Genomic DNA, 23,034 nt, shown 5'->3' with positions numbered 1-23,034 from the left:
GGTCTGTAATGATCAAAGGAATAACGGGTCGACCCATTGCAGTAGCTCCGTCGATGCTTTCTGCAATTATAACCTTAAGCTACAAATTATTCGACGAACTTTTGTTAGGGCACACTAGCACCTGTTACTGACATTTATACCCTCTCCATTTCGTTTGATTCACCCTATGACCGCTTTATCCACGGTCAAGACATGGCGTTCGGGATAAGCAGGGAAATGATCGGGAAAGCCACAATCAGGCCCAATATAATGAAGTCCGCCACCAGAAACTTCATCACCCCGAAGAAGATGGTGTGAACCTTTATTTCCTTCGTAACAACGCTGTTGATTACAAACACATTCATACCAAGCGGCGGGGTTACCAGACCGATTTCAAGTAATTTCACCACCACAACACCGAACCAGATCAGATCCATCCCCATGCCTTCCACCACGGGAATTACAAAGGGTAACGTCAGCAGCATGGTGCCGATGGAGTCCAGGAACATTCCCAATCCGACATACAGGAGGACGATAAAGAACAGCACCATCCAGGGTTCCAGCCCGAGGCGAGGCCTGCGACGAAGGCAACGAAGGCCCCGGTCACCCCGGTAAGAGACACGAATGAAACAAAGATCTTCGCCCCGATGGCAATGAAGAAGAGGGCGGCGGTCTGATAGGCAGTTTCCTTCAAAGAGCTGAGGAAATCCGCCCATTTCAGGCGACGGGACACAACCCCGAAAATAATCACAAACGCGAGGCTGACCGCAGCCGCTTCTGTAGCGGTGAATATCCCGCCGTAGATGCCACCAATAATGATGGTCATCAGCGCCAGCGCGGGCCAACCCTTAAGGCCAGCTTTGAATTTGTCCTTGAAGGTATAGCGTAATTCATCGGGCACAGGCGCATCGCTGGGTTTCAACAGGGACCAGATTACGACGACCAGAATGAACCCCAGCATGGTCATAAACACCCGGCAGCACACCCGCCATAAACAGCTTGTTTACCGACTGTTCGGTGAACATACCGTAGAGTATGAACAGTACGCTTGGCGGAATCAGGGACCCGAGGGTGCCTCCCATCGCCACTGTTGAAGTTGCCAGCTGCTTGCCGTACCCGAACCGCAGCATCTCTGGCACACAGATACGCCCCATGGAGGAGGCACAGGCAAGACTTGAGCCGGTAATCGCTGAAAATCCACCGCAGCCGAACAGGGAGGCGATCGCAAGTCCCCCCGGCATCCGCGCAAGCCAGACCCGGACAGCCGCATAAATGTCTGTGGTAATGCGGGTGTGATAGGCAATGTGCCCTGCCGCTATAAACAACGGAATCATGCTCAGGGAATAGGAATGGATAAAATCAAAAGCGTTGGTCTCTATCAGTGACAACGCCGGACGCAAGCCCCGCTCAAAATCGAAATCATTGCCCGGGCGCCAGGCATAGGTAATCAGCGAGCAGACAGATGCCACACTGACCAGAACGAATGCAATGGGCCCCCGCAAAAACATCAGTACCAGGGCGACAATGAACCCGTAGGCGCCGATCGTAGTTGGTTCCATGAATTACGACTCCTCGGAAGACAGGCCTGGCCGGGGTTTGATAACACCCAGTGAGCACAGGAGATCGGTGATCGTCAGATCAACCAGACGCAGGAAGAACAGAAAATAACCGGCAAAAAAAGCAGTCGCACCCGGCCACTTGGGTAGTTGCAACATGCCAAAGAAATAGCCGCCTGAGGTATAGGCATCGACCATCGTGGTATAGGCTGCATAGGTAATGGGCATAACCGCCAGCAGGCCAACGACGGCAGCCAGCAGATTGAGCGCTTTCTGAAATCCCGGCCCCAGTTTCTGGGTGAAAATTTCTACAGATATAAACCCTCGATCGGCGGCCACAAACGCCAACGGCAGGATGAGTGCGCCAATCATCAGCTCGCCGATAATGGTGACCTCATCGGTAACACTTGAATTACCGAAAGTGCGCATCAGGACACTGACCGTAATCAGTCCACCCATAATGAGAATGCACAACGCCCCGAAGTATATAAATACATTCTCAAGCCATGACAGGCAGCCACGAAGTTTCCTGACCGGCTTCGGGCCTGGTGAGGAGTTTTCCGGGTCAGAGCCGTCTTGATCAGGCGGTAGGTAGGAGTGAATACTCTTCATTGCCGAGCTCCAGAAACCTGTCGGGATAGTTGAGGTTTGAGAGCCGGACCCCTACAACGCGCGCAGGGCCCGGCATTCATGCTACTCAGAAGCTGATCATCCTTCCCACGGGTAGCCTTTCTCGTCTACGACCTGCTGGTATTTGGCAAGCAATTGCTGGTAATCGTCCCAAATACCCTGCCCGTCAAATCCGACCTGGTTCATTTCTTCAACCCACTGCTCGATGTACTTGTCGGACAGCGCGAGCAGTTTGTCACGCTCCGCATCCGCCATCGTGATCACTTCTATCTCGTTACCCAGTTCGCCGGTAGGTAGGGCATCGATAATGACCTGACTTTCCTCGATCACTGTCTCGGCGTAGAAGTCCACCATGTCGGAGCCCGTTTCCAGCATAAGCTGTTGTTGCGCCTCGCTGAGGTCATCCCAGCTATATTTATTCATCATGATGGCGAAACCGGTAATCTGGCCCCAATTAGTGAGGGTTACGCTGCTGGTGACTTCAGGGGTCTTGAAGGAACGCATGGCGTAGAGGTATCCGGCAGAACAGTCTACCAGTCCACTATCCAGAGCCTGATAGACCTCACCGTAAGTGAAGTTCACCAGGTTGGCGCCCAGCTCATCGACGATCTCGGCGTAAATAACGGAAGCGCGAACACGCTTGCCTTTCATGTCTTCTACGGTATGAATCGCATTGCCTTCTGTGCACTCAAGCTGAAACCGACGGAACGCCTTCCTCGTTCTCACCGCCGAACACATACCGGAAGGTGCCCGCGCCTGTGGAAATAAGTTGGTCGTCGCGGGTGATCCGCGCCTCGACAAAGAACATCTTACGACCGCGGCTGACGAGTTGAGCCTCAACCCGAATCACTCCATCCTGGGCTGGCTTCATGAAATGGGTGTTCATCGACACCGTAATACATTTGCGAACATTACCCGGCACCGGACACCAGGTGCCACAAAGGCCACTGGCAGAATCAAGCAGGGACATGAAAACACCCCCATGGACAAACCCGTTGCGGTTCAGGTGTTGTTTGCCCAGCGGTACCGTCAGCACACAGAAATCCTTCCGTCATTCGGTGACGGTGAAGCCCAGGGCGTCCCGGAAACCCGTCATATTCTCGGTTTCGGTTCTGAAATTACTGTCATCAATACTGCGATTTTCAGGTGTACTATCGTTTTCCGACATAATCCCGATTTCCCGAATGGCCTGGATACATCATCCACTTGGCATGTTTATATATCAGCGGGGTTATATTTTTATTAATGACAACACCTTAATAGAATATCTCCAGGCAGCCTTGCCCCCTGTCTCTTGCCACCCCGGCCCATCAGATTTTGCGACCGGCTTGCTGCCAGTATTGATCCCGCAACTTCCGCTTGAAAATCTTGCCTGAATCTTCCCTGGGAAGGTCCCTGCCGATCTCGATGCGTCTGGGAACCTTGAAGCCGGCGAGATGCTCGCGCAGATAACTCTTTATATGATCGGTATCCAGCTCAATGTTGTCCTGTGCTTCCACCACAGCCATCAGGGATTCTCCGAATTCCTCATCGGGAATGCCGAAAATGACGCAATCCTTGATGCCCGGATAGTTGTGCAACACCGCCTCTATCTCAGCAGGATAGATATTCACGCCGCCAGAGATCACCATGTCCTTTATCCGGTCGGCAATAAAGAGAAAACCTTCCTCATCCAGGTAACCCATGTCTCCGGAGGTGATATAGCCATCCCTCTCCATGGCGGCCCGGGCTTCCGGCTTGCGGTTATAGGTGAAGTCCATCAGCGGAAACCGTGAATAAATCTCACCGATCACTCCGGCTGGCAGGGAATTTCCCTCCTCGTCCAATATCCGGATATCAGCCTCCGGCACCGTCTTGCCGACGCTGCCGGGCTTGGCGAGTGCCTGCTCGGAATTACAGGCACTGACCGCACTGGATTCCGTGGAGCCATAGAACTCGTTGATCACCGGACCAAACCATTCGATCATCCTGCGTTTGACGTCCGCCGGGCATGGCGCCGCTGCGTGGATAATGAATTCCAGGCTCGACAGATCGAATTTATTCCGGACCTCCGCTGGTAGCTTCAGCAGCCGAATAAACATGATCGGCACCATGATGGCCCCCGTCAGCCGGTATTCCTCGATCAGGGCGAGAAATGTCTCGGAGTCAAATTTCGGGACAATGACCAGCAAATCGCTGATTTTCGAGGCCTGCATGGCGTAGCCATTGGGGGCACTGTGATAGAGCGGCCCGGGTACTGTACAGCGGGCACCCGGGCCGCAGCCGTATACCCGGGTACGAAAATCACGCATTGAAGCAGCGCCGTCGGCATTCAGCGGTATCCGGCGAACGCCTTTCGGATGCCCGGTGGTGCCTGAGGTAAACAGCATGGAAGACGGGCCCTGAACGGGCGGGCTCTGCAATGGGTGTTCCGACTCCAGCAAACACTGCCAGTCGGCTTGCCCTTCCGGTACGGCGCACTGGTCAACAGTCAGACCAAAAGGCTTGCGAATGCCTTCGTGGGTTTCCACCAGGAGACAACTGACGCTCGCAGGAATAGCGTCCTTTACAGCCCGGTACAGGTCCGCATGAATGACCAGAACTCTGGCCTCGGAATCATTCAGTATATATGTCAGCTCTTCGCCAGCCAGGTGCCAGTTGATAAGCACCGCATAAGCCCCGACATAGTTGGCGGCGTGGTTGGCGGTCATGAAGTGGATATCATTACGCATGAAAATACCCACGCACGCCCCCTCGCCAACACCCATTTTACTGAACATGCTGGCAGCGCGTTTAACATCGTGCTGGAACTCGTCGTGAGTGAGATGCCTTGAGCCGCAAACGATACCTTTGAAGGTCGTCTTGCCGATTGTTGTATTTGTCACTGAAACTTCTCCTTTAAACCGGGCGGGGCGGTATCGAATCAATGCCCTTTGAAATCCGGTTCTCGTTTCTCGTTGAACGCCACGACCCCCTCGATCCAGTCATCGGCCATCACTGTTTCACCAAAGGTTTCGGCCTCTGCCTGCAATTGTTCTTCCAGGGAATTGTCGGACGATGCGAGGATCAGTTTCTTGATGTTGCCATAGGCACGGGTTGGTCCATTCGCCAGTCGGTCCGCCAGTTCCTTGGTTTTAGCTACCAGTTCCTCTGTCGGTACCACACGATTGATCAGGCCCATGTCCAGCGCTTCCTTTGCAGTGAAGCGATCACCCAGAAGGGCAATTTCCATGGCTCTCTTGGTGCCCACCAGACGAGGTAGATAATAGGAGGCGCCACCGTCCGTGCTGCTGGCAATCTTGGAGTAGGCCAGAGTGAAGAAGGCATCTTCGAAGCCACCACCATGTCACAGCAGAGCGCGAGACTGACCCCAGCCCCCGCTGCCGCGCCACGGACACTGGCAATCACCGGTTTGTTCAACCGCCGCATGGCATACATGATGGAATGGTCCGCTCCCACCTTCCATAATTTTGGGAGGCACACGAACCGAGGAGAGCCGTCATGTCAAACAACAAGAATGTCGTTACTTTCGGAATCGATCTGGCCAAATCGCTTTTCCATGTTTGCGGCCTCGATGCTAGCGGGAAACCAGTTGTCAGCAAGAAATTGAGGCGAACACAAATCGTGACGTTCTTTGCCAACCAGTCACCCTGTATCGTGGCGATGGAGGCCTGTGCGGGCGCTCACTGGCTGGGGCGCAAACTCAATGGATTGGGCTTCCAGGTTCGAATTCTACCAGCCCAGTATGTGAAGCCCTTCGTCCAGAATCAAAAAAATGACGCCAACGACGCACTGGCAATCGCTGAAGCCAGTCAGCGGCCATCGGTGAGACCGGTACCGATCAAGACCCAATCCCAGTTGCACCTTCAGGCTCTTCATCGGGTCCGAGACCGTTTGGTGAATCAGCGAACTCGCTTGATCAATCAAATGCGTGGGTTCTTGTTGGAGGAAGGGATCATTCTGCGCACCGGTGTCGGCAACTTCAAAAGTCAACTTCCAGTAGTGTTAAGCGATCCGTCTGAGGAAATTTCGCCGGCAATGACTGCTTTGATAAATGAACTCTGGGATGAGCTGCTTGGCCTGGAGAAGCGCCTGAAATCGATTAACTCCCAGATAGAAACTTGGGCTTCCCAAGACCAGGCAGCCCGCAGACTTCAATCTGTACCCGGCATCGGAGCTTTGTCTGCGACTGCTATCATCGCGGCAATTGGTAACGCGGCTCAATTCAATAAAGCCCGTGATTTTTCGGCCTGGCTTGGGTTAGTTCCAAGGCAGCATTCGACCGGAGGCAAGACCACACTCGGCGGCATCAGTAAATCTGGTAACCCCTACATAAGACGTTTGCTGATACATGGCGCTCGCAGTTGTATGCTGCACCTGAACAGAGAAAAAGATCGGCTTGGCGCGTGGATTACCGACCTCGAACGACGAATGCCTTTCAATAAAGTCGTTGTCGCTTTAGCCAACAAACTGGCTCGCATCGCGTGGGTAATTCTCACCCGGCCAGCCGCCACTTACGAACAAATGCAACCAACCAGACAAGCAAACTATTAAACCAAGCACACCCATTCAGAGTTTTGCGATGGTATGAAAAGATGAACAAACAGTCGATCGGCATAGCGTAAATCCGGGACAAAAAAGCGGCCTTCAAGTCCTTACCAGCTATTTGGAAACGCTATGTGCGGATACTCATCGTGGCCTTGGCGCCAAAAGCGCCTGACTCATGAGAGGCCGGATACATTTTTGCGAACTGTCACTGATCATCGGTCGTGCCTTGCAAAAAGGGAGCGGACCATACATAATGGTATTGAGGCCATGAATACGATTGATAAAGGTGAGCCGGCGTTCCTCCGGTGGCAGCTTGGTGAACGCCATGAATGACTTGACGTCGCCACCGGCCAGAAAGTGCTCACCGGCACCCCGCAACACAATGCGGCGAATGTCGTCGTTAAGCTCTGCTGTGGGAGCATATTGAAGTTGGTAACAGATCAGACCTGTAGACCGCATGAAATAGCCTTGCGAACAAGAACCTGAAAAATAGAGTTGGTAACTTTTGGCAAAAACCGCTATTTAACTACCGAAGAATTTTTCGGTTCTTACTAATAAATTTGGTAACTTATCGTCGATCACTCGTTTCCAACATGCATTATTTAAACTCACGTTCGATCTTTCGCCTTGCTGTACACATCGGCGCGTTCCCGCCGCCCCACGGCTACAACGGTGACTAAAACTTCACCGTCCTCAACCTGGTAGACCAAGCGATATCCAACACTCTTTAATTTGATTTTGTAGCAACCTTGCAGCCCCGACAGAGCGTCACCTGGAACGTGAGGTTCATCGAGGCGTTTCGTTAGCTTCTTCTTAAACTGATCTCGAATTGCCGGAGCGAGCTTCTTCCACTCTTTGAGAGCTGATGGTTTGAATGCAAGCGAATACTTAAAGCTCATTTAGATCGACTCGAATACTTGGCTCTACAAGTCTCTCTTTCACGATTGCTACCATCTCTTGGTCGTCGAGTCGGTCAAGCATGGCTTCGTAGATTTCAGCCGGAACGCAGTAGAACGCCGGTTTGTTACGGTTCAGAACAACGATCGGAAACCCCTCTCCTGAACCCACGGCCGCCATCGGATTTTTTTTGAGCTCTGAAATGCTTGCGGTCACTTCAGAATAGATTTGATTAGTCACAACTTCCTCCAAAGACCTGTTAATAGGTCATACTGTAAGGGCGATCGGGCTCATGTGCAAGGAAAAGACCTTTTAATAGATCCCATAAAGCAATTGTTCGGTTACCAACTTTATTATCTTGTTACCAACTTTATTCTGATCCCACATCTGCCTCCTGCAAACGGTCCCGGATTTCCGTGCGCATTTCCAATGACAGCGCATTGCGGGCTTCCGGGCGGTTCATGGTCAGGTAGGCGACCTGGCCATCAATCTCATAGTTCAAATGACTCATTATGTCTGATCCTGTCTGATGATTAGAGTGAGGTCAGTAGTCAGCCACAGACTTTTGCGGAACGCATGGCTTCGAGCTGGTCCGGCTGAAAACCCAGCTCGCCCAGAACCTCTGCGGTATCCGCCCCGTACTGCCGGGCGGCAAAACGGATGCCGGGCGCGGTACGACTGAAGCGGGGAGCCGGCGCCGGTTGCTGCACGCCGTCCACGTCTACATAGGTCTGCCGAGCCTGGTTATGGGGATGGGACTGGGCCTCTTTTATGTCCAGCACCGGGGCAAAGCAGATATCCGTGCCTTCCATCAGTTCACACCACTGGTCTCTGGTTTTCTGTCTGAACACCTGTTCCATGGACTTCTTCAGTTCCGGCCAGCGGCTCTTGTCCAACTGGTCACCAAACTCATCTCTGGACAGACCTGCAACGTCCATTAGCTGGGCATAGAACTGGGGCTCTATCGAGCCAATGGATATATATTTCCCGTCACTGGTTTCATAACAGTCGTAGTAATGGGCGCCAGTATCCAGGCGATTGGTGCCACGCTCCAGCGAATTCAGACCCATTTCATAGGCCGAGTGGAACATCGACATGAGGACGGCGGAACCGTCTGTCATGGCCGCATCAATAACCTGGCCCTGACCGGATTTGGCAGTTTCCAGCAGGGCTGAAACAATGCCCAGAGCCAGGAACATACCGCCACCGCCAAAATCACCCACCAGATTCAGGGGTGGCACCGGCTTTTCTCCAGCCCGGCCGATAGCGCTGAGAACACCGGTCAGAGAAATGTAGTTGATATCATGGCCGGCGGCCCCGGACAGAGGACCGTATTGACCCCAGCCGGTCATGCGGCCGTACACCAGTCGCGGGTTGCGCTGCATACACTGATCCGGCCCGATGCCCAGTTTTTCAGTCACCCCGGGGCGGAAGCCTTCAAACAGGGCGTCTGCGGTCTCCACCAGTTTAAGCAGGGCTTCGACGCCCTCCTCACTTTTCAGATTCAGAGCTATAGAGCGCTTCCCCCGGCGACTGCAATCCAGTGCCGGCTTTGGAGCCTGCGCCCCTACCCGCTCGACACTGATCACTTCCGCGCCCAGGTCGGCCAGCACCATGCCGCAGAATGGCCCCGGGCCAATCCCGGCAAGTTCAATAATCCGAAACCCCTTCAACGGTCCCATCTTGCTCTCCTGTTGCCGAGGCGATTGCCCAGCGTTTCTTGTCTTTGTTGTTCAGGCGCCCTTAGGGGCGCTACTGATCGCTGCTGGCTACAATCTTGTCGTCAAACAGTTTGCCGATCTCAGCGCTGGATAGCCCCAGTGTCTGTGCCAGGATTTCCTCGGTGTGCTCGCCCAGCTTCGGTGCCCGACGGACCGGATCACGGTCCATGCCGGTAAACCGAAGGGGATGATCAGGCATCAGGTATTCACCAATTCCCGGCTGGTCTACCAGCTGGAACAGCGGGTTGTCGGTGGAGCAATCACGGTCGGTATCCACAGTTTCCTTGATGGTCTGGTACTTGCCCCAGCACACTCCGGCGTTATCCATCTCGGTGCTGACCTGACTGTAAGGGCGCTGGTTGAACCAGGGTTGGAGGATGGCGGTGATCTCTGCGCGGCCCAGATACCGGTCGCCCTCCTTGCGGAAGTCCAGCCCCATGCGCGCCTGCAGTTCCTGAATCTGATTTTCTGTGCCGGTTACGGCAACGATAGCCTGCCACTGATTCGGACTGACCCCGACCACCATGACCCGCTCGCCATCGCTGCACCCGAAGTCGTGGCCGTACGTGCCAAAGATGTCGTTACCAATGGCCTCACGATCAGCGTCGTTGATCATGGCCTCAGCGATGTACCCCAGATTTCCCAGAGTCGCCAATGCCACATCGGCCAGGGCGATTTTTACCAACTGGCCTTTGCCGGTGCGGGAGCGATGGCGCTCCGCAGCGAGCAGTCCCAGGGCAATCTGCTGGCCGGTGATAACATCCCAGGCGGGCAGCGGATTGTTCAGGGGCGGGACCTCTCCCGCCTTACCCACGCCGGTAATGGACGGGAAACCCACTTTGCAGTTGACGGTATAATCCAGGGCACTTTTGCCGTGACGGTCACCGGTAAGATTCATGTAGATCAGATCTTCCCGAAGTTCTTTCAGGCGGTCATAGGACAACCAGCCCTTGGCCGGGAAGTTGGTGAGAAACATGCCGCAGTCATCCCCGGGAAGGGTAATCAGACGGGACAGAATTTCCTGGCCTTCCGGCCGACGGATATCCACTGCAATGGATCGCTTCCCCTTGTTAAGGCTGTGCCAGTAGAGACTCTGATTGTCACCATTTACCGGCCATCGGCGATAGTCGATACCACCACCAATGGGGTCGAAACGGATCACATCCGCCCCCAACTGTGCCAGAGTCATGCCGCCTGAGGGTGCTGCCACAAAGGCGCTGCCCTCAATTACCCGAAGCCCGGAAAGAATGTTCTGCATGTTCAGCTCACCTCAGCATAGCCATTGTTGATAACCACCAGATCCCGCTCTACAGAACGACACCGGAAGGCCACCGAATCGCCCTCCCGCCAGATTTCGGTGCGGATGGTTTCGCCAGGATAAACCGGCGCCGAGAACCGCACACGCATCTTGTGGAAGCGCGCCGGATCGTAATCACACAAAGTCTTCAGAAGCGCATGGCAGGCCACCCCAAAGGTACACAAACCGTGCAGAATAGGCGCTTTGAAGCCTGCATTGATGGCCACCTCCGGGTCCGCATGAAGTGGGTTATAGTCACCGGAAAGCCGGTAAATCAGTGCCTGCTGTGGCAGCGTCGGTAACTCGCACAACACATCTGGCTCCCGTTCGGGGATCGGGTCCGGCTTTGGTGACTGGGCACCGGGCCCACCAAAACCACCATCGCCCCGGGCCATGGTGGTCATGGACAATGTGCACAAGGCCTCATCAGTATCAGCATCCCTGACCGTACGCTCGGAAAGAATCAGGGCCCCCTTGCTTTCGCCCTTATCGATCACATCGGTCACCCGGGTAGTCGCATAGACATGGCCGGAAGCAGGCAACGGCTTGTGCATGACCAACTCCTGGCCGGCATGCAGGATCTTCACCCAGTCGATTCCGGTGTCCGGTTCTTTCGCCCAGAACCCCGGATATGCCATCACCACCGCCATGCTGGGCAGGGCCTTCAGGCCATCCTCGTAGACAAATGGCAGGCAGTTCCTGTCCAGAGGATCAATACCCATGCCCACGCCCAGGGCGTAGAGAATGGTATCTTTCTCGGTGTATTTCTGGTCGATACGCTCGAACTTACGGTTCAGCAGCTTCTCGTAACTGATGGCCACGTGCATCCTCCTGTGTCTGGAAAACAGTACCCGCCCGGCCATGCCGAACGGGACTATTGCTACCCGGGATTGATCAGAACGGGTCCCAGCTGAAGATGTCCGCAGAGCGACTCAACGGGTAGAAGTCCGCTTCAAAGGCGGGCATCACGCGGCTCAATATCGTCTCCGGGGTCCATCCTTCAGAGGTATGGGCTGAACGAATCGGGCGAGGCTGGCTGAACAGGAAGATCTCATTGTTACGGACGCCGAAAATCTGACCGGTTACATGCTTGGCCTGATCACTGCAAAGTGACACTACCAGGGTGGAAATCTTGTCCGGGGTCATCTTCTGGATCTTGGCCACGCGCTCTTTCTGGGCCTCATCATCCGTCGGAATACTGCCGATCAGACGGCTCCAGGCAAACGGAGCGATACAGTTCGAAGTCACACCAAAACGGTCCATATCCAGCGCCATGGATTTCGACAAGCCGACAATGCCCATCTTGGCAGCGGAGTAGTTGGCCTGGCCAAAGTTACCAATCAGGCCGGAGGTGGACGTCATGTTCACAAAGGTGCCGCTGCCCTGCTGACGGAAATGGGGCGCTGCCGCCCGGCTGACGTTGAAGGTACCCTTGAGGTGCACCGCCAGAACCGACTCGAAATCCTGCTCCGACATTTTGTGGAAAATTCCGTCGCGAAGGTTACCGGCGTTGTTCACCACGCAATCGATCTGACCGAAGGTATCAAGGGCAGTCTGGATGATGGCCTGTCCACCGTCCCATTCCGTCACGCTGTCAAAGCTTGATACCGCCTCGCCGCCAGCTTCCTTGATCGCGGATACGACTTCGTCCGCCGGGGCCTGATCGTTACCAGCACCATCAGCGCCACCGCCAATATCGTTAACCACGACTTTGGCACCATGTTCTGCAAGCATCAGGCAGGTCGCACGGCCAATACCGCGACCGCCGCCGGTGACAACAATTACTTTTCCATCCAACATTTTTTTATCGCTCACAAAATTCTCCTGAAAGGTCTCTTGTAGGTTTATTGTTTCAAGCCTGAGCAACCAGGTTTCTGGCAATGACTTTCAAAGCAAGGGTTTCTTCTGCCCCCTCGAAGATTGGCAACACCCGCGCATCCACAAAATAGCGGCTCACATCCGATTCTTCCGCATAGCCCATCCCGCCATGAATCTGCATGGCTTCACGGGTTACCCACTCTGCGGCACGGCAGGTAAACAGCTTCACCAGGCTGGCCTCCACCTGGCCTCCACCAGCGTCCATCATTCGGGCGACCGCGTAACTGAACTGGCGGGAGGCGGTAAGGGTCGACATCATCCGGCCCAGTTTCACCTGGGTGAGCTGGTAGTCACCCACGGCTTTCCCGAATACCTTACGGTCTTTGGCATAACTGAGGGCCTTCTCGAATGCGGCCTGCATCACACCGGTTGCCCGGGCAGCGGTCTGGATTCGCCCACCGGCAAACCCGGCCATAGTGAAATAAAAGCCCTGCCCCCGGCCTGCTTCCCCACCAATCAGGCCATCAGCAGGCACAAAATAGTTTTCAAAGAACACGTCGTAGGAATGCATGCCCCGGTAACCCAGGGTGGCAATGGCTTTACCCGAAATAACGCCGCCGGAAGGCTGCTGATGATGGAATTCGTGGCCTGACGCAGGAGGCTTCTCCACCAGGAACAGACTAAGGCCTTTGTGACCGAGCGATGGGTCCGGTTCACTCCGGGCCATCGCCAGCAACATGCCGGCCTTGCCTGCAAAGGTGCACCAGGTTTTACTGCCATTAAGTACCCAGCCTCCTTCGACCGGCGTTGCTTTCAACCCGAGGGAGGCAACGTCAGAGCCGTAATCGGGCTCGGTAATGGCGATCGCACACAGGGTTTCGCCAGAGGCAATGCGTGGCAACCATTCCTGTTGTTGTTCCTCAGTACCGCCTTGCAATAGCGCCTTGGCGGCAATTTCCGGGCGGGTAATCAGGCTTCCGGCTGCTCCCAGCGAGGCCCGTGACAGCTCTTCAGTAACCACGATCATGCCCAGGGTGTCTGGTTGATCATCGGGTAACAAACCACCGAAACGCTCCGGAATACTGATACCGAAACAGCCGAGCTCGGCCGCCGGCTGGAGAATCTCATCGGGAATATCCAGGTCCTGCCGGTGGATCTTACCAGCCAGTGGCATCACCACGTCGGTAGCAAAGCGGGTAAACATGTCCCGCATCATTTCTTTCTCTTCCCCGAGCGTGGATGGCAGGCGGGTACTGCCGCGCTCTGCCACGGTGGCTCCGATCGTCGCCAGAAATTCGCTGCTACCGAACGCCTCAATCAGCGCTTCGATATCCTTGTGGCTGTACAAGCCAATGATCGTGGCGCGATCAAGTCCGACATCTCCGGCCCTGGCCAACAACCGCTGGATTGCCGACGGCACTGCTTCCGCGCAGAAAGCCAGAGCCACATCCCGGGCAAGGCCATCTTCTGCACCGGCATCCGCTGCGAAATGACAAACCGCCTCAGAAGCAGACAGTTCCGCCGCGCAGAAGGCGACCTCGTAACAGCTCAACTGGTGGCGGTCGAGCAAACCCGCGCTCAGACGCCCGTCGACGGTGCAGTAGTTTTTCAGGTTCTTGAGGGCCAGCCCCAGTTGGTGCCGGACCGTCTCAAGGCTACGCCGCGCCACTGCCAGTGATTCGGCGTCGCTCCCCGAGTGCATAACGGCTTCTTGTGTGTGGCTCATCAGGTCACCTGTTCCTTCGACATTTACTCGTAACGCCCGATAATCGAGATGCTACAGATGTTCTGGTGCGGGAAGCCCCCAAGGTTGTGGTTCAGGGCGAGGCGGGCATTGGACAGCTGTCGGTCACCGGCCCGGCCCTGAAACTGCAGATAATTTTCATAAATCATCCTCAGTCCGGACGCACCAATGGGATGGCCAAAGCATTTCAGTCCACCATCGATCTGACAGGGAATTCGGCCACCGGCATCAAAATCACCGTTCAGCACATCACGGACAGCCTTGCCCTCGTCAGACAATTGCAGGTCTTCCATGGTGACCAGCTCGGTTATAGAGAAGCAGTCATGGACTTCCGTCATGCTGATCTCTTCCCGGGGCTTTTTGATACCCGCCTCGTTATAGGCACGCTGTGCAGCAATTCGGGTGGTCTTGAGATAGGAGCCATCCCAGTCACTGAAACTGGCCTCATCACCGTTGGAAACGGCTAACTGCAAAGCCTTGACGGAAACCAGGTCCGTTTTGCCCAGGCGCCGGGCGATTTCGGGGGTGGTTACAATGGCGCAGGCCGAACCATCACTCACGCCGCAGCAGTCATACAACCCGATCGGTTCTGCGATATACGGGGCATTGATGGCCTGTTCTTCGGTGATTTCCCGACGAAGATGGGCTTTCGGGTTCTTTGCCCCGTTAGCGTGGCTTTTCACTGACACATGGGCCATGGCCCGCTTCAGTTCAGTCTTGTCAATACCGTGTTTGGCGCGATAGCCGCTGGCAAGCTGGGCAAACGAGCCCGGAGCTGACAGGTTGGGCCAGAACATGTCGTTCTCCACACCGCGGGTGCGCTGGGGCAACCCGCCATAACCGACATCCTTGAGCTTTTCCACACCCAGGGCCAGTGCGATATCGCAGGCGCCGGAGGCAACTGCATAGACTGCGCCACGGAAAGCTTCAGTACCCGTGGCGCACATATTTTCAACCTTGGTAACCGGGATGTTCGACAGCCGCAGGGCAAGGGAAAGAGGCAACGCACTCGAGCCCACGTTATAGGCGTCAATGCCGGCGCCAAACCAGCCCATTTCGATATCCTTCTTTTCAATACCCGCATCAGCAAGACATTCTTCGAAGGCTTCTACCATCAGGTCGGCGGGGCTGGCATCCCAGCGCTCGCCAAACTTGCTGCAACCCATTCCCAGGATCACTACCTTGTCTTTGATTCCACTAGCCATTTTCAATCACCTGTTATCAGCTGCGCGTGTTATTGCCCGGAAGGTGTCGCTTTCCAGAAATATTTCCGGAAGCCACGCTGGTTATCGAACTGCCGGATGCGGAAATGCAGGCTGACGGCAACGCCGGTTTCGATACTGCCTGCCTCCACTTCTGTAAAGTCCATCATCATTCGACCACCGCCATCGAACTCGACCAGCCCGAAATAGGCGGGCGGATTCCAGTCAAATGTCAGGCGATCAGCAGTCCAGGTCTTGACCCGGCCGGGTAAGGCGGACATCGGGTAATCGTCCTGGCTGTGCAACGCGCCACAGTCCGGGTTAACGCAATAGTTCTCCTTCGGGATCTGAATGGTGCCGCACTCCCTGCATTTGCCACCGATAAAGCCGGTCAAGAGATCCCTTTTGCGGTACATCGCAGCCAGGTAACTCTGTTTGTCCAGTTCCCCACGCTTGCCGGTTTCACGTTCAACCAGGTTATTGAAACTGAGGAAGCGGTTGTAGTTCTCATCGGTGCGACGACGCTCAAGCGCCCCGGCGAAGCCGGTTTTCGGACGCCGTTTATTGATCTGGTCAGTGGCTCTGAAAAGCACCACATCGGTGCCCTGGCCAAAACCGGCCAGCATGATCAGATCACCGGGTTTGGCAGCTTCGAGCGCTGCAGTAAGCATGAGAATAGGATGAGCTGCCCCGGAGACACCCATTGAAGCAATGCGGTTGTCGACCACAGCCTCAGTCGCAACGCCAAGCGCTTTGGCAACCGCTGAAGGCGTTTTGGCCTGATCGGACGCCAACACAAAGTGGGCAATATCACCGGCTTTCAAACCCGCTTTTTCCAGCAGACGGGTAGCAGCCAAAGGCACACTCTTGAGGTAACCTTCGTCACGGATCCAGCGCTCTTCCCACTCATAATCCAGGGTCGAATCTTCTCCCCGATAGTGATCCACAAAATCCGTTACATAAGTTTCGCAGCCCAGATACTCTGCAATCACCCCTTCATTACCCACACCCAGAGCCGCAGCACCGTCACCCCAGAGCATTTCCGCACGGGACCCGCATTTGCTGCGACGGTGTTCGGAAGCTACCAGCATGGCCGAGCCTTTATCCGGACCACCTGCTTCCAGCATCGTAATCAGAGCCGATGTTGCCGCGCGCTGGGAAGCACTGACATCCATTGTGCGCAGGCGATCACCCAGGTTCAGCGCCTGGCTGACCACAACCGAGTTCTGGCGATCAAGAAATGGCAACGTTGTGGAGGCCAGATACAAGGCGCCCACTGAACCGGCGTCCAGAAGGGAGAGGCAGTCCTGCCCTGCTTCCACGGCCATGGTGATGGTGTCTTCATCCCAGTTACAGACACTGCGCTCGCCTTTGGCAAGGCCGCGAAGGCTGGCATCAAACCAGTCGTTGGCGTCGGCTATGGCTGCCCGGGAGAGCCGGCTTCTGGGTATGTAGGCACCGTAGGCGGTAATACCAAACATTTGATTTCCTTCCTTTTGTTAGAGGGAGCGACTGATAACCAGCTTCATGATTTCCGAAGTACCACCATAAATCCGACGTACCCGCGCATCCACATACATCCGGGAAATAGGGTACTCGCGCATATAGCCATAGCCACCGAACAACTGCAGACACTGGTCGACTACCTTGCCTTCATTCTCTGTGGTCCAGAGTTTGGCCATAGCGCCTTCTTCCGGAGTCAGGGTGCCCTCATCACACTTCTTGATACACTGGTCAAGGTAGGCCCAGCCCACTTCCAGGCTGGTCTTCATATCCGCTAAAACGAACTGGGTGTTCTGGAATTCGGCGATGGTTTTGCCGAACGCTTTACGTTCTTTGGTGTAGGCCACGGTCAGATCAAAAGCACGCTGAGCCTCAGCCTGCGCACGACAGGCGATAGTGATGCGCTCACGCGGGAGCTCACGCATCATGATTTTGAAGCCTTCGCCTTCCTCCCCTACAAGATTGGTAACCGGCACCCGCACGTCCTGGAAAAACATCTCCGAGGTGTCTGCAGCTTTCTGGCCGATCTTGTCCAGATTGCGTCCACGTGAGAAGCCGGGGCTGTCACATTCAACGATGATCATACTGATTCCACGGCCACCCTTGCTCGGGTCAGTCGTACAGGCAACCAATACAAAATCACAGTTCTGGCCGTTGGTAATAAAGGTCTTCTGACCATTGATCACATACTCGTCACCGTCGCGGACGGCGCTGGTGCGCAGGCTCTTGAGATCACTGCCCACACCCGGCTCAGTCATACCAATAGCAGCAATCTTTTCGGCTGTAACCATCTTCGGAAGCCAATACTGCTTCTGATCTTCAGTGCCAGCATTCATCAGGTAGTAGGCAACAATGTCAGCCTGCACGGAAAAGCCGACGCTGGCCCCGCCAATTGCATAACCGGTCTCTTCCGACAGCACCATGTTGTAAAGAAAGTCAGCCCCCGGGCCGCCATATTCCTCCGGCACACCACAACACAGAAAGCCATTTGCTGCAGCCTTGTCCCACAAGGATCGCGGAACCAGACTTTGCTCTTCCCACTGGTCTATATTCGGCTCCAGCTCAGTGCGAAAAAAACGACGGACATTCTCGCGGAAAAGCTCGTGTTCACTGCTGTAGATGGCTCTGCTCTGCATGCTGGTTAATCCTTGTTTTTCCTGTAGCCGGATAGACACCGGTAAAGAAGAGAGGGGCGCTCTGACGGCTCCCGGTTATGAATCAACCGTATCAGCAAGAAAAATCTACAACAATTATATACTTTTTATATCAACCATCTTTTTTAGGCATACCTTCCGAAACAGAACTGTCCTCCGCTATCAACGTAAATGGTATATAGTGGAAAATTAGATACTTCGAAGTTATAGGTGAGATTCCAATGCCCTTTAATCTGAACGTCGACTTGCGCCAGCTCAACACCTTCCTGACGGTTGCAGACACCGGCAGTTTTAGCCGGGCTTCCGAAAAACTGTTTGTAGCTCAGCCTGCGCTGAGCCGTCAGATCAGGATGCTGGAAGAAGCACTGAATGTTGACGTATTCGTGCGCCACGGGCGGGGCGTGGTGCTAACGGCGGCAGGTGAGTTGCTATATGAACGCGCGCTAACCCTGCTTCAGAGCCTCGAGAGAACTCAGGCCGATGTCACCGCTGTGGCCGGTGAAGTGACGGGGCAGGTCGTGCTTGGACTGCTCCCTACTGTGGCACACACATTCTCGGGTGCCATTATTGAGGAATACCGAAAACGGTTTCCGCAGGTAAACCTCGCAGTCAAGTCCGCCATGAGCGGCACGCTTCAGCAAATGGTTATGCAGTATCGGCTCAATCTTGCTATTTCCTATAGCCAGAGTAACCATAAGAATCTGCGATACCGCCCCTTGCTCGAGGAGCGTCTTTATCTGATCTCCCCCACCGATACAAAGGTGTCCAACCGCTCAGAGATTACTCTGGATGAGGTGCTTGAACTTCCTCTCGTTATGCCGGAAGAAAAACACGGGCTGAGAGTGGCGATGGAAAAAGAAGCGGCCGAGCGAAACAAATCCCTGAACCTGGCCCTTGAAGTCAGCGCTTGGCCCATGCTGACCGACATGGTACGCAGAGGCCTTGGCTACACTATATTGTCGTCCGCCGCGGTTCATGAAATGACGACCCGCAAGGAAGTCATTGCCATTCCCATCACCTCCCCTGAACTGAAAAGAACGCTCTCTATCGTCACCCCCACGGATCTTCCGTCCTCGGTGGCGACATTGAAACTGGCGGAAATCATCATGCAGCAAGTCGCGGAACAGGTGGGATCGGGAGCCTGGAAAGGCAAATTGTTGTTTGACCCGAAAGAGCTCAACCCCGCCACCAAGCATCCTGACTTGCTTGCAGGAGTCTGAAGAAGGGGCCCATAGAAGATAGTCAGCCTTTATTGACCTCCCGCCCATATATAACCTTTCGGCATAGGCCATATCGAATATAGGTAATTGTTGAATGCACTATCCACTGCTAGTTTGCAGAGGCTACCTGACGGAAATGGACAACTTCAAAAATACGTCCGTCAGACCAGGCCTGAGTAGATTGCCAATATTCCAACAATAATCTTTGGAGATTAAGACCCTATGTCTAACAATAAATTATCCACGGCCATCCGACTGGCTACGGCCACTGTGGCACTGGGCGTCGCCGGACAGGCGGCAGCCATTGGATTCAACGCTGGCGATGCGACAGTCGACATTTACGGCTATGCACGACTTAATGCCTCCTATGATATTGATGAAGATATCAGCCACACCAACGGCACCCGTGCAGGTGACTTCAGCAAAGTGAACACCGGTGCCGAGGAAGACAGCGAAGCCTCCGGGCATTTCGGTGCCGATGCCGTGCAGTCACGCCTCGGTGTTCGCACCACGCTCCCTAACGATGTAAAAGTCACCATCGAAGGTGACTTCCGGACCAGCACCAGTACCGTGCGCCTCCGCCATGCCTTCGGCCAGTACAAGAACTGGTTGATGGGTCGGACCTGGTCAAACCACACAGCATTCACCGGCGCGACTTCCGTGCTGGAATTTGACGGCGTAGCAGGCAACGCAGGGCTTTACAACCGTACTGCCCAGGTACGTTACACCACCGGTGGCCTGTCACTGGCGGCTGAGGATTCCAAGGCAAGCATCACCGACGGCACCGCCGCGGTATCAACCAAACAAAGCATCCCGACTTTTACCGCACGCTATACCGGCAAGTCCGGGCCAGTTGCTTACTCCACCTCTGCCCTGGTGCAGCAGGTAGGTTATGACACCGGCACCGAAGACGACGACGCTATGGGCTTCGCGGTTTTCGGTTCGGCCAAGTTCAGCGTTACTGACACCGTCAGCATTCAGGGCAACGTCAACTACACCGATGGTGCCAACGGTTATATGTTTCGCTCAGGCACCAACTACTATGGTGAAGACGCCTACGTAGATGCCAGCGGCAACGTGGAGACCATTACCGGCTACAGCGCCAACATTGGTACGAGCATCAAAGCCGGCCCGGGTGCATTCAATGTTGTTTATGGTTTCGCCACTATGGACTGGGACGACGCTGAAGATGAAGGCCTGGCTGTCGGTGACAAGCACGAGACCAACACCAATGCTTTCGTTAACTACCAGTGGAGCCCGGTAGAAGACATCAATCTTGGCGTTCAGTATGGCTACTTCCAGGTAGAGAAAGTAAACGGTGACGATGGCGATGCAAGCCGCCTGATGTTTGCTGCGCAATATAACTTCTGATCGCAGGTTATCCGACGCAAAACCCGGGCAGCCCTGCTGCCCGGGTACTTTTCTGCCAGCGCGTCTGCCAACGCAACTTCGCACTCAAGATCGATTCGATTCCTTACACCCGGAAAATGGAGAAATGAATGAAGGTTCTGGTCGCTGTAAAACGAGTCATCGACTACAACGTCAAGGTACGCGTCAAGCCGGACAACACCGGTGTTGATCTTGCAAACGTCAAAATGGCAATGAACCCATTCTGCGAAATCGCTGTTGAAGAAGCGGTTCGGCTGAAGGAAAAGGGCGTGGCCAGCGAGATCGTCGTGGTATCCATCGGGCCGAAGGCCTGCCAGGAACAGATTCGTACCGCTCTGGCACTGGGCGCGGATCGGGGTATCCATGTCGAGACGAGCGAAGAAGTTCAGTCTCTTGAAGCCGCCAAGCTGCTCAAAGCAGTGGTCGAGAAGGAAGAGCCCAAACTGGTCATTCTGGGCAAACAGTCCATCGATTCCGACAACAACCAGACCGGCCAAATGCTGGCCGCGTTGACCGGCATGGGCCAGGGTACGTTTGCCTCCGAAGTGGTGGTGGACGGCGACAAGGTCAATGTCACCCGTGAGGTAGACGGGGGTCTGATGACGGTCTCCCTGAGCCTGCCGGCGGTCGTGACAACGGACCTGCGTCTGAACGAGCCCCGTTACGCGTCCTTGCCCAACATCATGAAGGCCAAGAAAAAGCAGCTGGATGTCATGAGCCCCGAAGATCTGGGTGTCGATATTGCAGCCCGCCTGTCCACACTGAAGGTGGAAGCGCCGGCCGCCCGTAAAGGTGGCGTCAAAGTGGCGGATGTGGCTGAGCTGGTCGATAAACTGAAGAACGAAGCGAAGGTGATCTGATGAGCATCCTTGTTATTGCTGAACACGACAACAGTGAACTCAAGCAGGCAACGCTGAGCGTTGTCGCTGCAGCCAAGGCCGTCGGTGGTGACATTGATGTGCTGGTGGCAGGTGAAAACGTCAGCGGTGTGGCCGAAGCGGCCGCCAAAATTGAGGGCGTCAACAAGGTGCTGGTCGCCGACAACGCCGTCTATGGCCACTTCCTGGGTGAGAACCTGGGGGAACTGGTGGCGGAAGTGGGCAAGGGCTACGGCCATATTTTTGCCGCTGCCGGTACCGTGGGTAAAGACTTCATGCCCCGGGTAGCGGCCCTGCTGGACGTGGCCCAGGTGTCTGACATCATGCGGGTCGAGTCCGAAGACACCTTTGTGCGTCCGATCTACGCCGGTAACGCCATTGCCACCGTCAAGAGCAGTGATGCCATCAAGGTCATCACCGTTCGTCCGACAGCATTCGATCCGGTGGCTGCTGAAGGCGGCTCTGCCTCCGTTGAAACACTGGACGTGGTGAAAGACGCTGGTCTGTCCACGTTCGTCAACGAGGAACTGGCCAAGTCAGACCGTCCGGATCTGGCCAGTGCCGGCATCGTGATCTCCGGTGGTCGCGGCATGCAGAACGGTGAGAACTTCAAGATGCTCGAGCAGATTGCCGATCTGCTGGGTGCCGCTGTGGGTGCGTCCCGTGCCGCTGTCGACGCAGGTTTTGTGCCGAACGACATGCAGGTCGGGCAGACCGGCAAGATCGTTGCCCCGCAACTGTACATCGCCGTGGGCATCTCCGGTGCCATCCAGCATCTGGCGGGCATGTCTGACTCCAAGGTGATTGTGGCGATCAACAAGGATGAGGAAGCACCGATCTTCCAGGTAGCGGACTATGGCCTGGTGGGTGACTTGTTCCAGGTTATCCCGGAGCTGGAGTCCAGCCTGAAGGCCCTCTGAAGTTAAAAAACTCGACTGAATCTATTATCTCCGGTTGTCACTTCGTTGTTGTGACTCCTTTGCCCTCTCATCGAAGAGGGCTTTTTTAATGCTGGCACTTAACTGACCTGATAACGGTTAACAAGACTGCCAATATTTTCAATACAATCGTTCATCTCACGCGTCATTCTCAAAACTTGGTAAAGTTTCGCCTTCTTGGCTAGGCTAAAGCCGCAGAATAGCCTCCACCTGACCCCAAGGGGGCTCCTTGAACCTGGTGGTACGGGGAATGCCATGGCCACGGTAGACAATATAAATGCTGACTGTTGATTATGTAATCGTAGGAGGAGGCTCCGGCGGCTGTGCTCTGGCGGGTCGCCTGAGCGAAGACCCCGAGACCTCGGTTGCGCTGGTAGAAGCCGGTGCCGGAAAAGGCGACAGCACGCTCATTCAAACTCCGGGTGTAATGACCGCAATGGTCGCAAAACCCATTAATACTAATGTGCCCTAACAAAAGTTCGTCGAATAATTTGTAGCTTAAGGTTATAATTGCAGAAAGCATCGACGGAGCTACTGCAATGGGTCGACCCGTTATTCCTTTGATCATTACAGACCAAGAA

25 protein-coding genes and 1 pseudogene are annotated in these 23,034 nt (G+C 54.9%); 6 read left to right on the top strand and 20 right to left on the bottom strand.

Going from position 1 to position 23,034, the window contains the following annotated elements:
• Positions 1-185 precede the first annotated feature (185 nt).
• From CDH48_RS19645 to CDH48_RS19520, 8 genes and pseudogenes are all read right to left on the bottom strand, one after another.
• Positions 186-488, bottom strand: a complete 303-nt coding sequence (locus tag CDH48_RS19645) for a TRAP transporter large permease subunit (protein ID WP_264754783.1) — start codon at positions 486-488, stop codon at positions 186-188.
• Positions 455-901: a TRAP transporter large permease subunit gene (locus CDH48_RS19640; RefSeq protein WP_264754782.1), complete on the bottom strand. Its 447-nt coding sequence runs from the start codon at positions 899-901 to the stop codon at positions 455-457. The genes CDH48_RS19645 and CDH48_RS19640 overlap by 34 nt, the downstream gene beginning before the upstream one ends.
• Positions 870-1,538, bottom strand: a complete 669-nt coding sequence (locus CDH48_RS19635) for a TRAP transporter large permease subunit (RefSeq protein WP_264754781.1) — start codon at positions 1,536-1,538, stop codon at positions 870-872. Before CDH48_RS19635 ends, CDH48_RS19640 begins: the two co-directional genes overlap by 32 nt.
• Before the next feature lie 3 nt (positions 1,539-1,541).
• Entirely contained in the window at positions 1,542-2,147 is a 606-nt protein-coding gene (locus CDH48_RS18600; RefSeq protein WP_100690197.1) for a TRAP transporter small permease, read from the bottom strand.
• A 96-nt stretch (positions 2,148-2,243) separates the two neighbouring features.
• Positions 2,244-2,891 carry a TRAP transporter substrate-binding protein DctP gene (dctP, locus tag CDH48_RS18595; RefSeq protein WP_157807872.1) on the bottom strand — a complete coding sequence of 216 codons (648 nt, stop codon included), beginning with the start codon at positions 2,889-2,891 and terminating at the stop codon, positions 2,244-2,246.
• A complete protein-coding gene (locus CDH48_RS18590; protein ID WP_100690195.1) occupies positions 2,854-3,201 on the bottom strand; it encodes a PaaI family thioesterase in 348 nt (115 codons plus the stop codon). The genes dctP and CDH48_RS18590 overlap by 38 nt, the downstream gene beginning before the upstream one ends.
• Positions 3,202-3,475: 274 nt before the next feature.
• Positions 3,476-5,029, bottom strand: coding sequence for an acyl-CoA synthetase (locus tag CDH48_RS18585; protein ID WP_198515540.1), 1,554 nt, complete (start codon positions 5,027-5,029; stop codon positions 3,476-3,478).
• 38 nt (positions 5,030-5,067) lie between these two features.
• A pseudogene (locus CDH48_RS19520) lies at positions 5,068-5,573 on the bottom strand (enoyl-CoA hydratase-related protein).
• A 72-nt stretch (positions 5,574-5,645) separates the two neighbouring features.
• Between CDH48_RS19520 and CDH48_RS18570 the strand changes: the two are divergent.
• Entirely contained in the window at positions 5,646-6,698 is a 1,053-nt protein-coding gene (locus CDH48_RS18570; protein ID WP_100690193.1) for an IS110 family RNA-guided transposase, read from the top strand.
• Positions 6,699-6,833: 135 nt separating this feature from the next.
• Here the strand turns inward: CDH48_RS18570 and CDH48_RS18565 are convergent, their stop codons facing one another.
• The 12 genes from CDH48_RS18565 to CDH48_RS18515 form a co-directional block, all read right to left on the bottom strand.
• Positions 6,834-7,151 carry a Clp protease/crotonase-like domain-containing protein gene (locus CDH48_RS18565; protein WP_100690192.1) on the bottom strand — a complete coding sequence of 106 codons (318 nt, stop codon included), beginning with the start codon at positions 7,149-7,151 and terminating at the stop codon, positions 6,834-6,836.
• A 149-nt stretch (positions 7,152-7,300) separates the two neighbouring features.
• Positions 7,301-7,591 (bottom strand): type II toxin-antitoxin system RelE family toxin, encoded by a 291-nt coding sequence (locus CDH48_RS18560; RefSeq protein WP_100690191.1) that lies wholly within the window; start codon positions 7,589-7,591, stop codon positions 7,301-7,303.
• Positions 7,581-7,829 (bottom strand): type II toxin-antitoxin system Phd/YefM family antitoxin, encoded by a 249-nt coding sequence (locus CDH48_RS18555; protein WP_100690190.1) that lies wholly within the window; start codon positions 7,827-7,829, stop codon positions 7,581-7,583. Before CDH48_RS18555 ends, CDH48_RS18560 begins: the two co-directional genes overlap by 11 nt.
• Before the next feature lie 130 nt (positions 7,830-7,959).
• Positions 7,960-8,100 (bottom strand): hypothetical protein, encoded by a 141-nt coding sequence (locus CDH48_RS19155; protein WP_157807871.1) that lies wholly within the window; start codon positions 8,098-8,100, stop codon positions 7,960-7,962.
• Positions 8,101-8,140: 40 nt separating this feature from the next.
• Positions 8,141-9,271, bottom strand: coding sequence for a CaiB/BaiF CoA transferase family protein (locus CDH48_RS18550; RefSeq protein ID WP_100690189.1), 1,131 nt, complete (start codon positions 9,269-9,271; stop codon positions 8,141-8,143).
• Between the two features lie 70 nt (positions 9,272-9,341).
• Complete coding sequence (locus CDH48_RS18545; RefSeq protein WP_100690188.1) at positions 9,342-10,568, bottom strand: CoA transferase; 1,227 nt, start codon at positions 10,566-10,568, stop codon at positions 9,342-9,344.
• A 2-nt stretch (positions 10,569-10,570) separates the two neighbouring features.
• On the bottom strand, positions 10,571-11,428 hold the full coding sequence (locus CDH48_RS18540; protein WP_100690187.1) for a MaoC family dehydratase: 858 nt from the start codon (positions 11,426-11,428) through the stop codon (positions 10,571-10,573).
• A 73-nt stretch (positions 11,429-11,501) separates the two neighbouring features.
• The gene (locus tag CDH48_RS18535) at positions 11,502-12,407 is read right to left on the bottom strand and encodes an SDR family NAD(P)-dependent oxidoreductase (protein WP_100690199.1); all 906 of its coding nucleotides are present in this window, start codon (positions 12,405-12,407) and stop codon (positions 11,502-11,504) included.
• A 52-nt stretch (positions 12,408-12,459) separates the two neighbouring features.
• Positions 12,460-14,151, bottom strand: a complete 1,692-nt coding sequence (locus CDH48_RS18530; protein WP_198515538.1) for an acyl-CoA dehydrogenase family protein — start codon at positions 14,149-14,151, stop codon at positions 12,460-12,462.
• Between the two features lie 23 nt (positions 14,152-14,174).
• The gene (locus CDH48_RS18525) at positions 14,175-15,374 is read right to left on the bottom strand and encodes an acetyl-CoA acetyltransferase (protein ID WP_100690186.1); all 1,200 of its coding nucleotides are present in this window, start codon (positions 15,372-15,374) and stop codon (positions 14,175-14,177) included.
• A 29-nt stretch (positions 15,375-15,403) separates the two neighbouring features.
• On the bottom strand, positions 15,404-16,852 hold the full coding sequence (locus CDH48_RS18520; RefSeq protein WP_100690185.1) for a hydroxymethylglutaryl-CoA synthase family protein: 1,449 nt from the start codon (positions 16,850-16,852) through the stop codon (positions 15,404-15,406).
• An 18-nt stretch (positions 16,853-16,870) separates the two neighbouring features.
• A complete protein-coding gene (locus CDH48_RS18515; RefSeq protein WP_100690184.1) occupies positions 16,871-18,010 on the bottom strand; it encodes an acyl-CoA dehydrogenase family protein in 1,140 nt (379 codons plus the stop codon).
• A 239-nt stretch (positions 18,011-18,249) separates the two neighbouring features.
• Here CDH48_RS18515 and CDH48_RS18510 point away from each other — a divergent pair, with 239 nt between their 5' ends.
• The 5 genes from CDH48_RS18510 to CDH48_RS19630 all read left to right on the top strand — a co-directional run bounded on the left by CDH48_RS18510 (position 18,250) and on the right by CDH48_RS19630 (position 22,925).
• Positions 18,250-19,248, top strand: coding sequence for a LysR family transcriptional regulator (locus CDH48_RS18510; RefSeq protein ID WP_100690183.1), 999 nt, complete (start codon positions 18,250-18,252; stop codon positions 19,246-19,248).
• 222 nt (positions 19,249-19,470) lie between these two features.
• Positions 19,471-20,619: a DcaP family trimeric outer membrane transporter gene (locus tag CDH48_RS18505; protein WP_100690182.1), complete on the top strand. Its 1,149-nt coding sequence runs from the start codon at positions 19,471-19,473 to the stop codon at positions 20,617-20,619.
• Between the two features lie 128 nt (positions 20,620-20,747).
• Positions 20,748-21,497 carry an electron transfer flavoprotein subunit beta/FixA family protein gene (locus CDH48_RS18500; protein WP_100690181.1) on the top strand — a complete coding sequence of 250 codons (750 nt, stop codon included), beginning with the start codon at positions 20,748-20,750 and terminating at the stop codon, positions 21,495-21,497.
• Positions 21,497-22,435 (top strand): electron transfer flavoprotein subunit alpha/FixB family protein, encoded by a 939-nt coding sequence (locus tag CDH48_RS18495; protein WP_100690180.1) that lies wholly within the window; start codon positions 21,497-21,499, stop codon positions 22,433-22,435. Before CDH48_RS18500 ends, CDH48_RS18495 begins: the two co-directional genes overlap by 1 nt.
• Positions 22,436-22,730: 295 nt before the next feature.
• Positions 22,731-22,925 carry a GMC family oxidoreductase N-terminal domain-containing protein gene (locus CDH48_RS19630; RefSeq protein ID WP_100690179.1) on the top strand — a complete coding sequence of 65 codons (195 nt, stop codon included), beginning with the start codon at positions 22,731-22,733 and terminating at the stop codon, positions 22,923-22,925.
• The last annotated feature ends 109 nt before the right edge of the window (positions 22,926-23,034 follow it).

Origin of the sequence: Marinobacter aromaticivorans (genome assembly GCF_002806975.1) — a bacterium.
Lineage (GTDB): Bacteria > Pseudomonadota > Gammaproteobacteria > Pseudomonadales > Oleiphilaceae > Marinobacter > Marinobacter aromaticivorans.
Note: the sequence above shows the minus strand (reverse complement) of the source record. Positions and strands in the feature narration are given on the sequence as shown.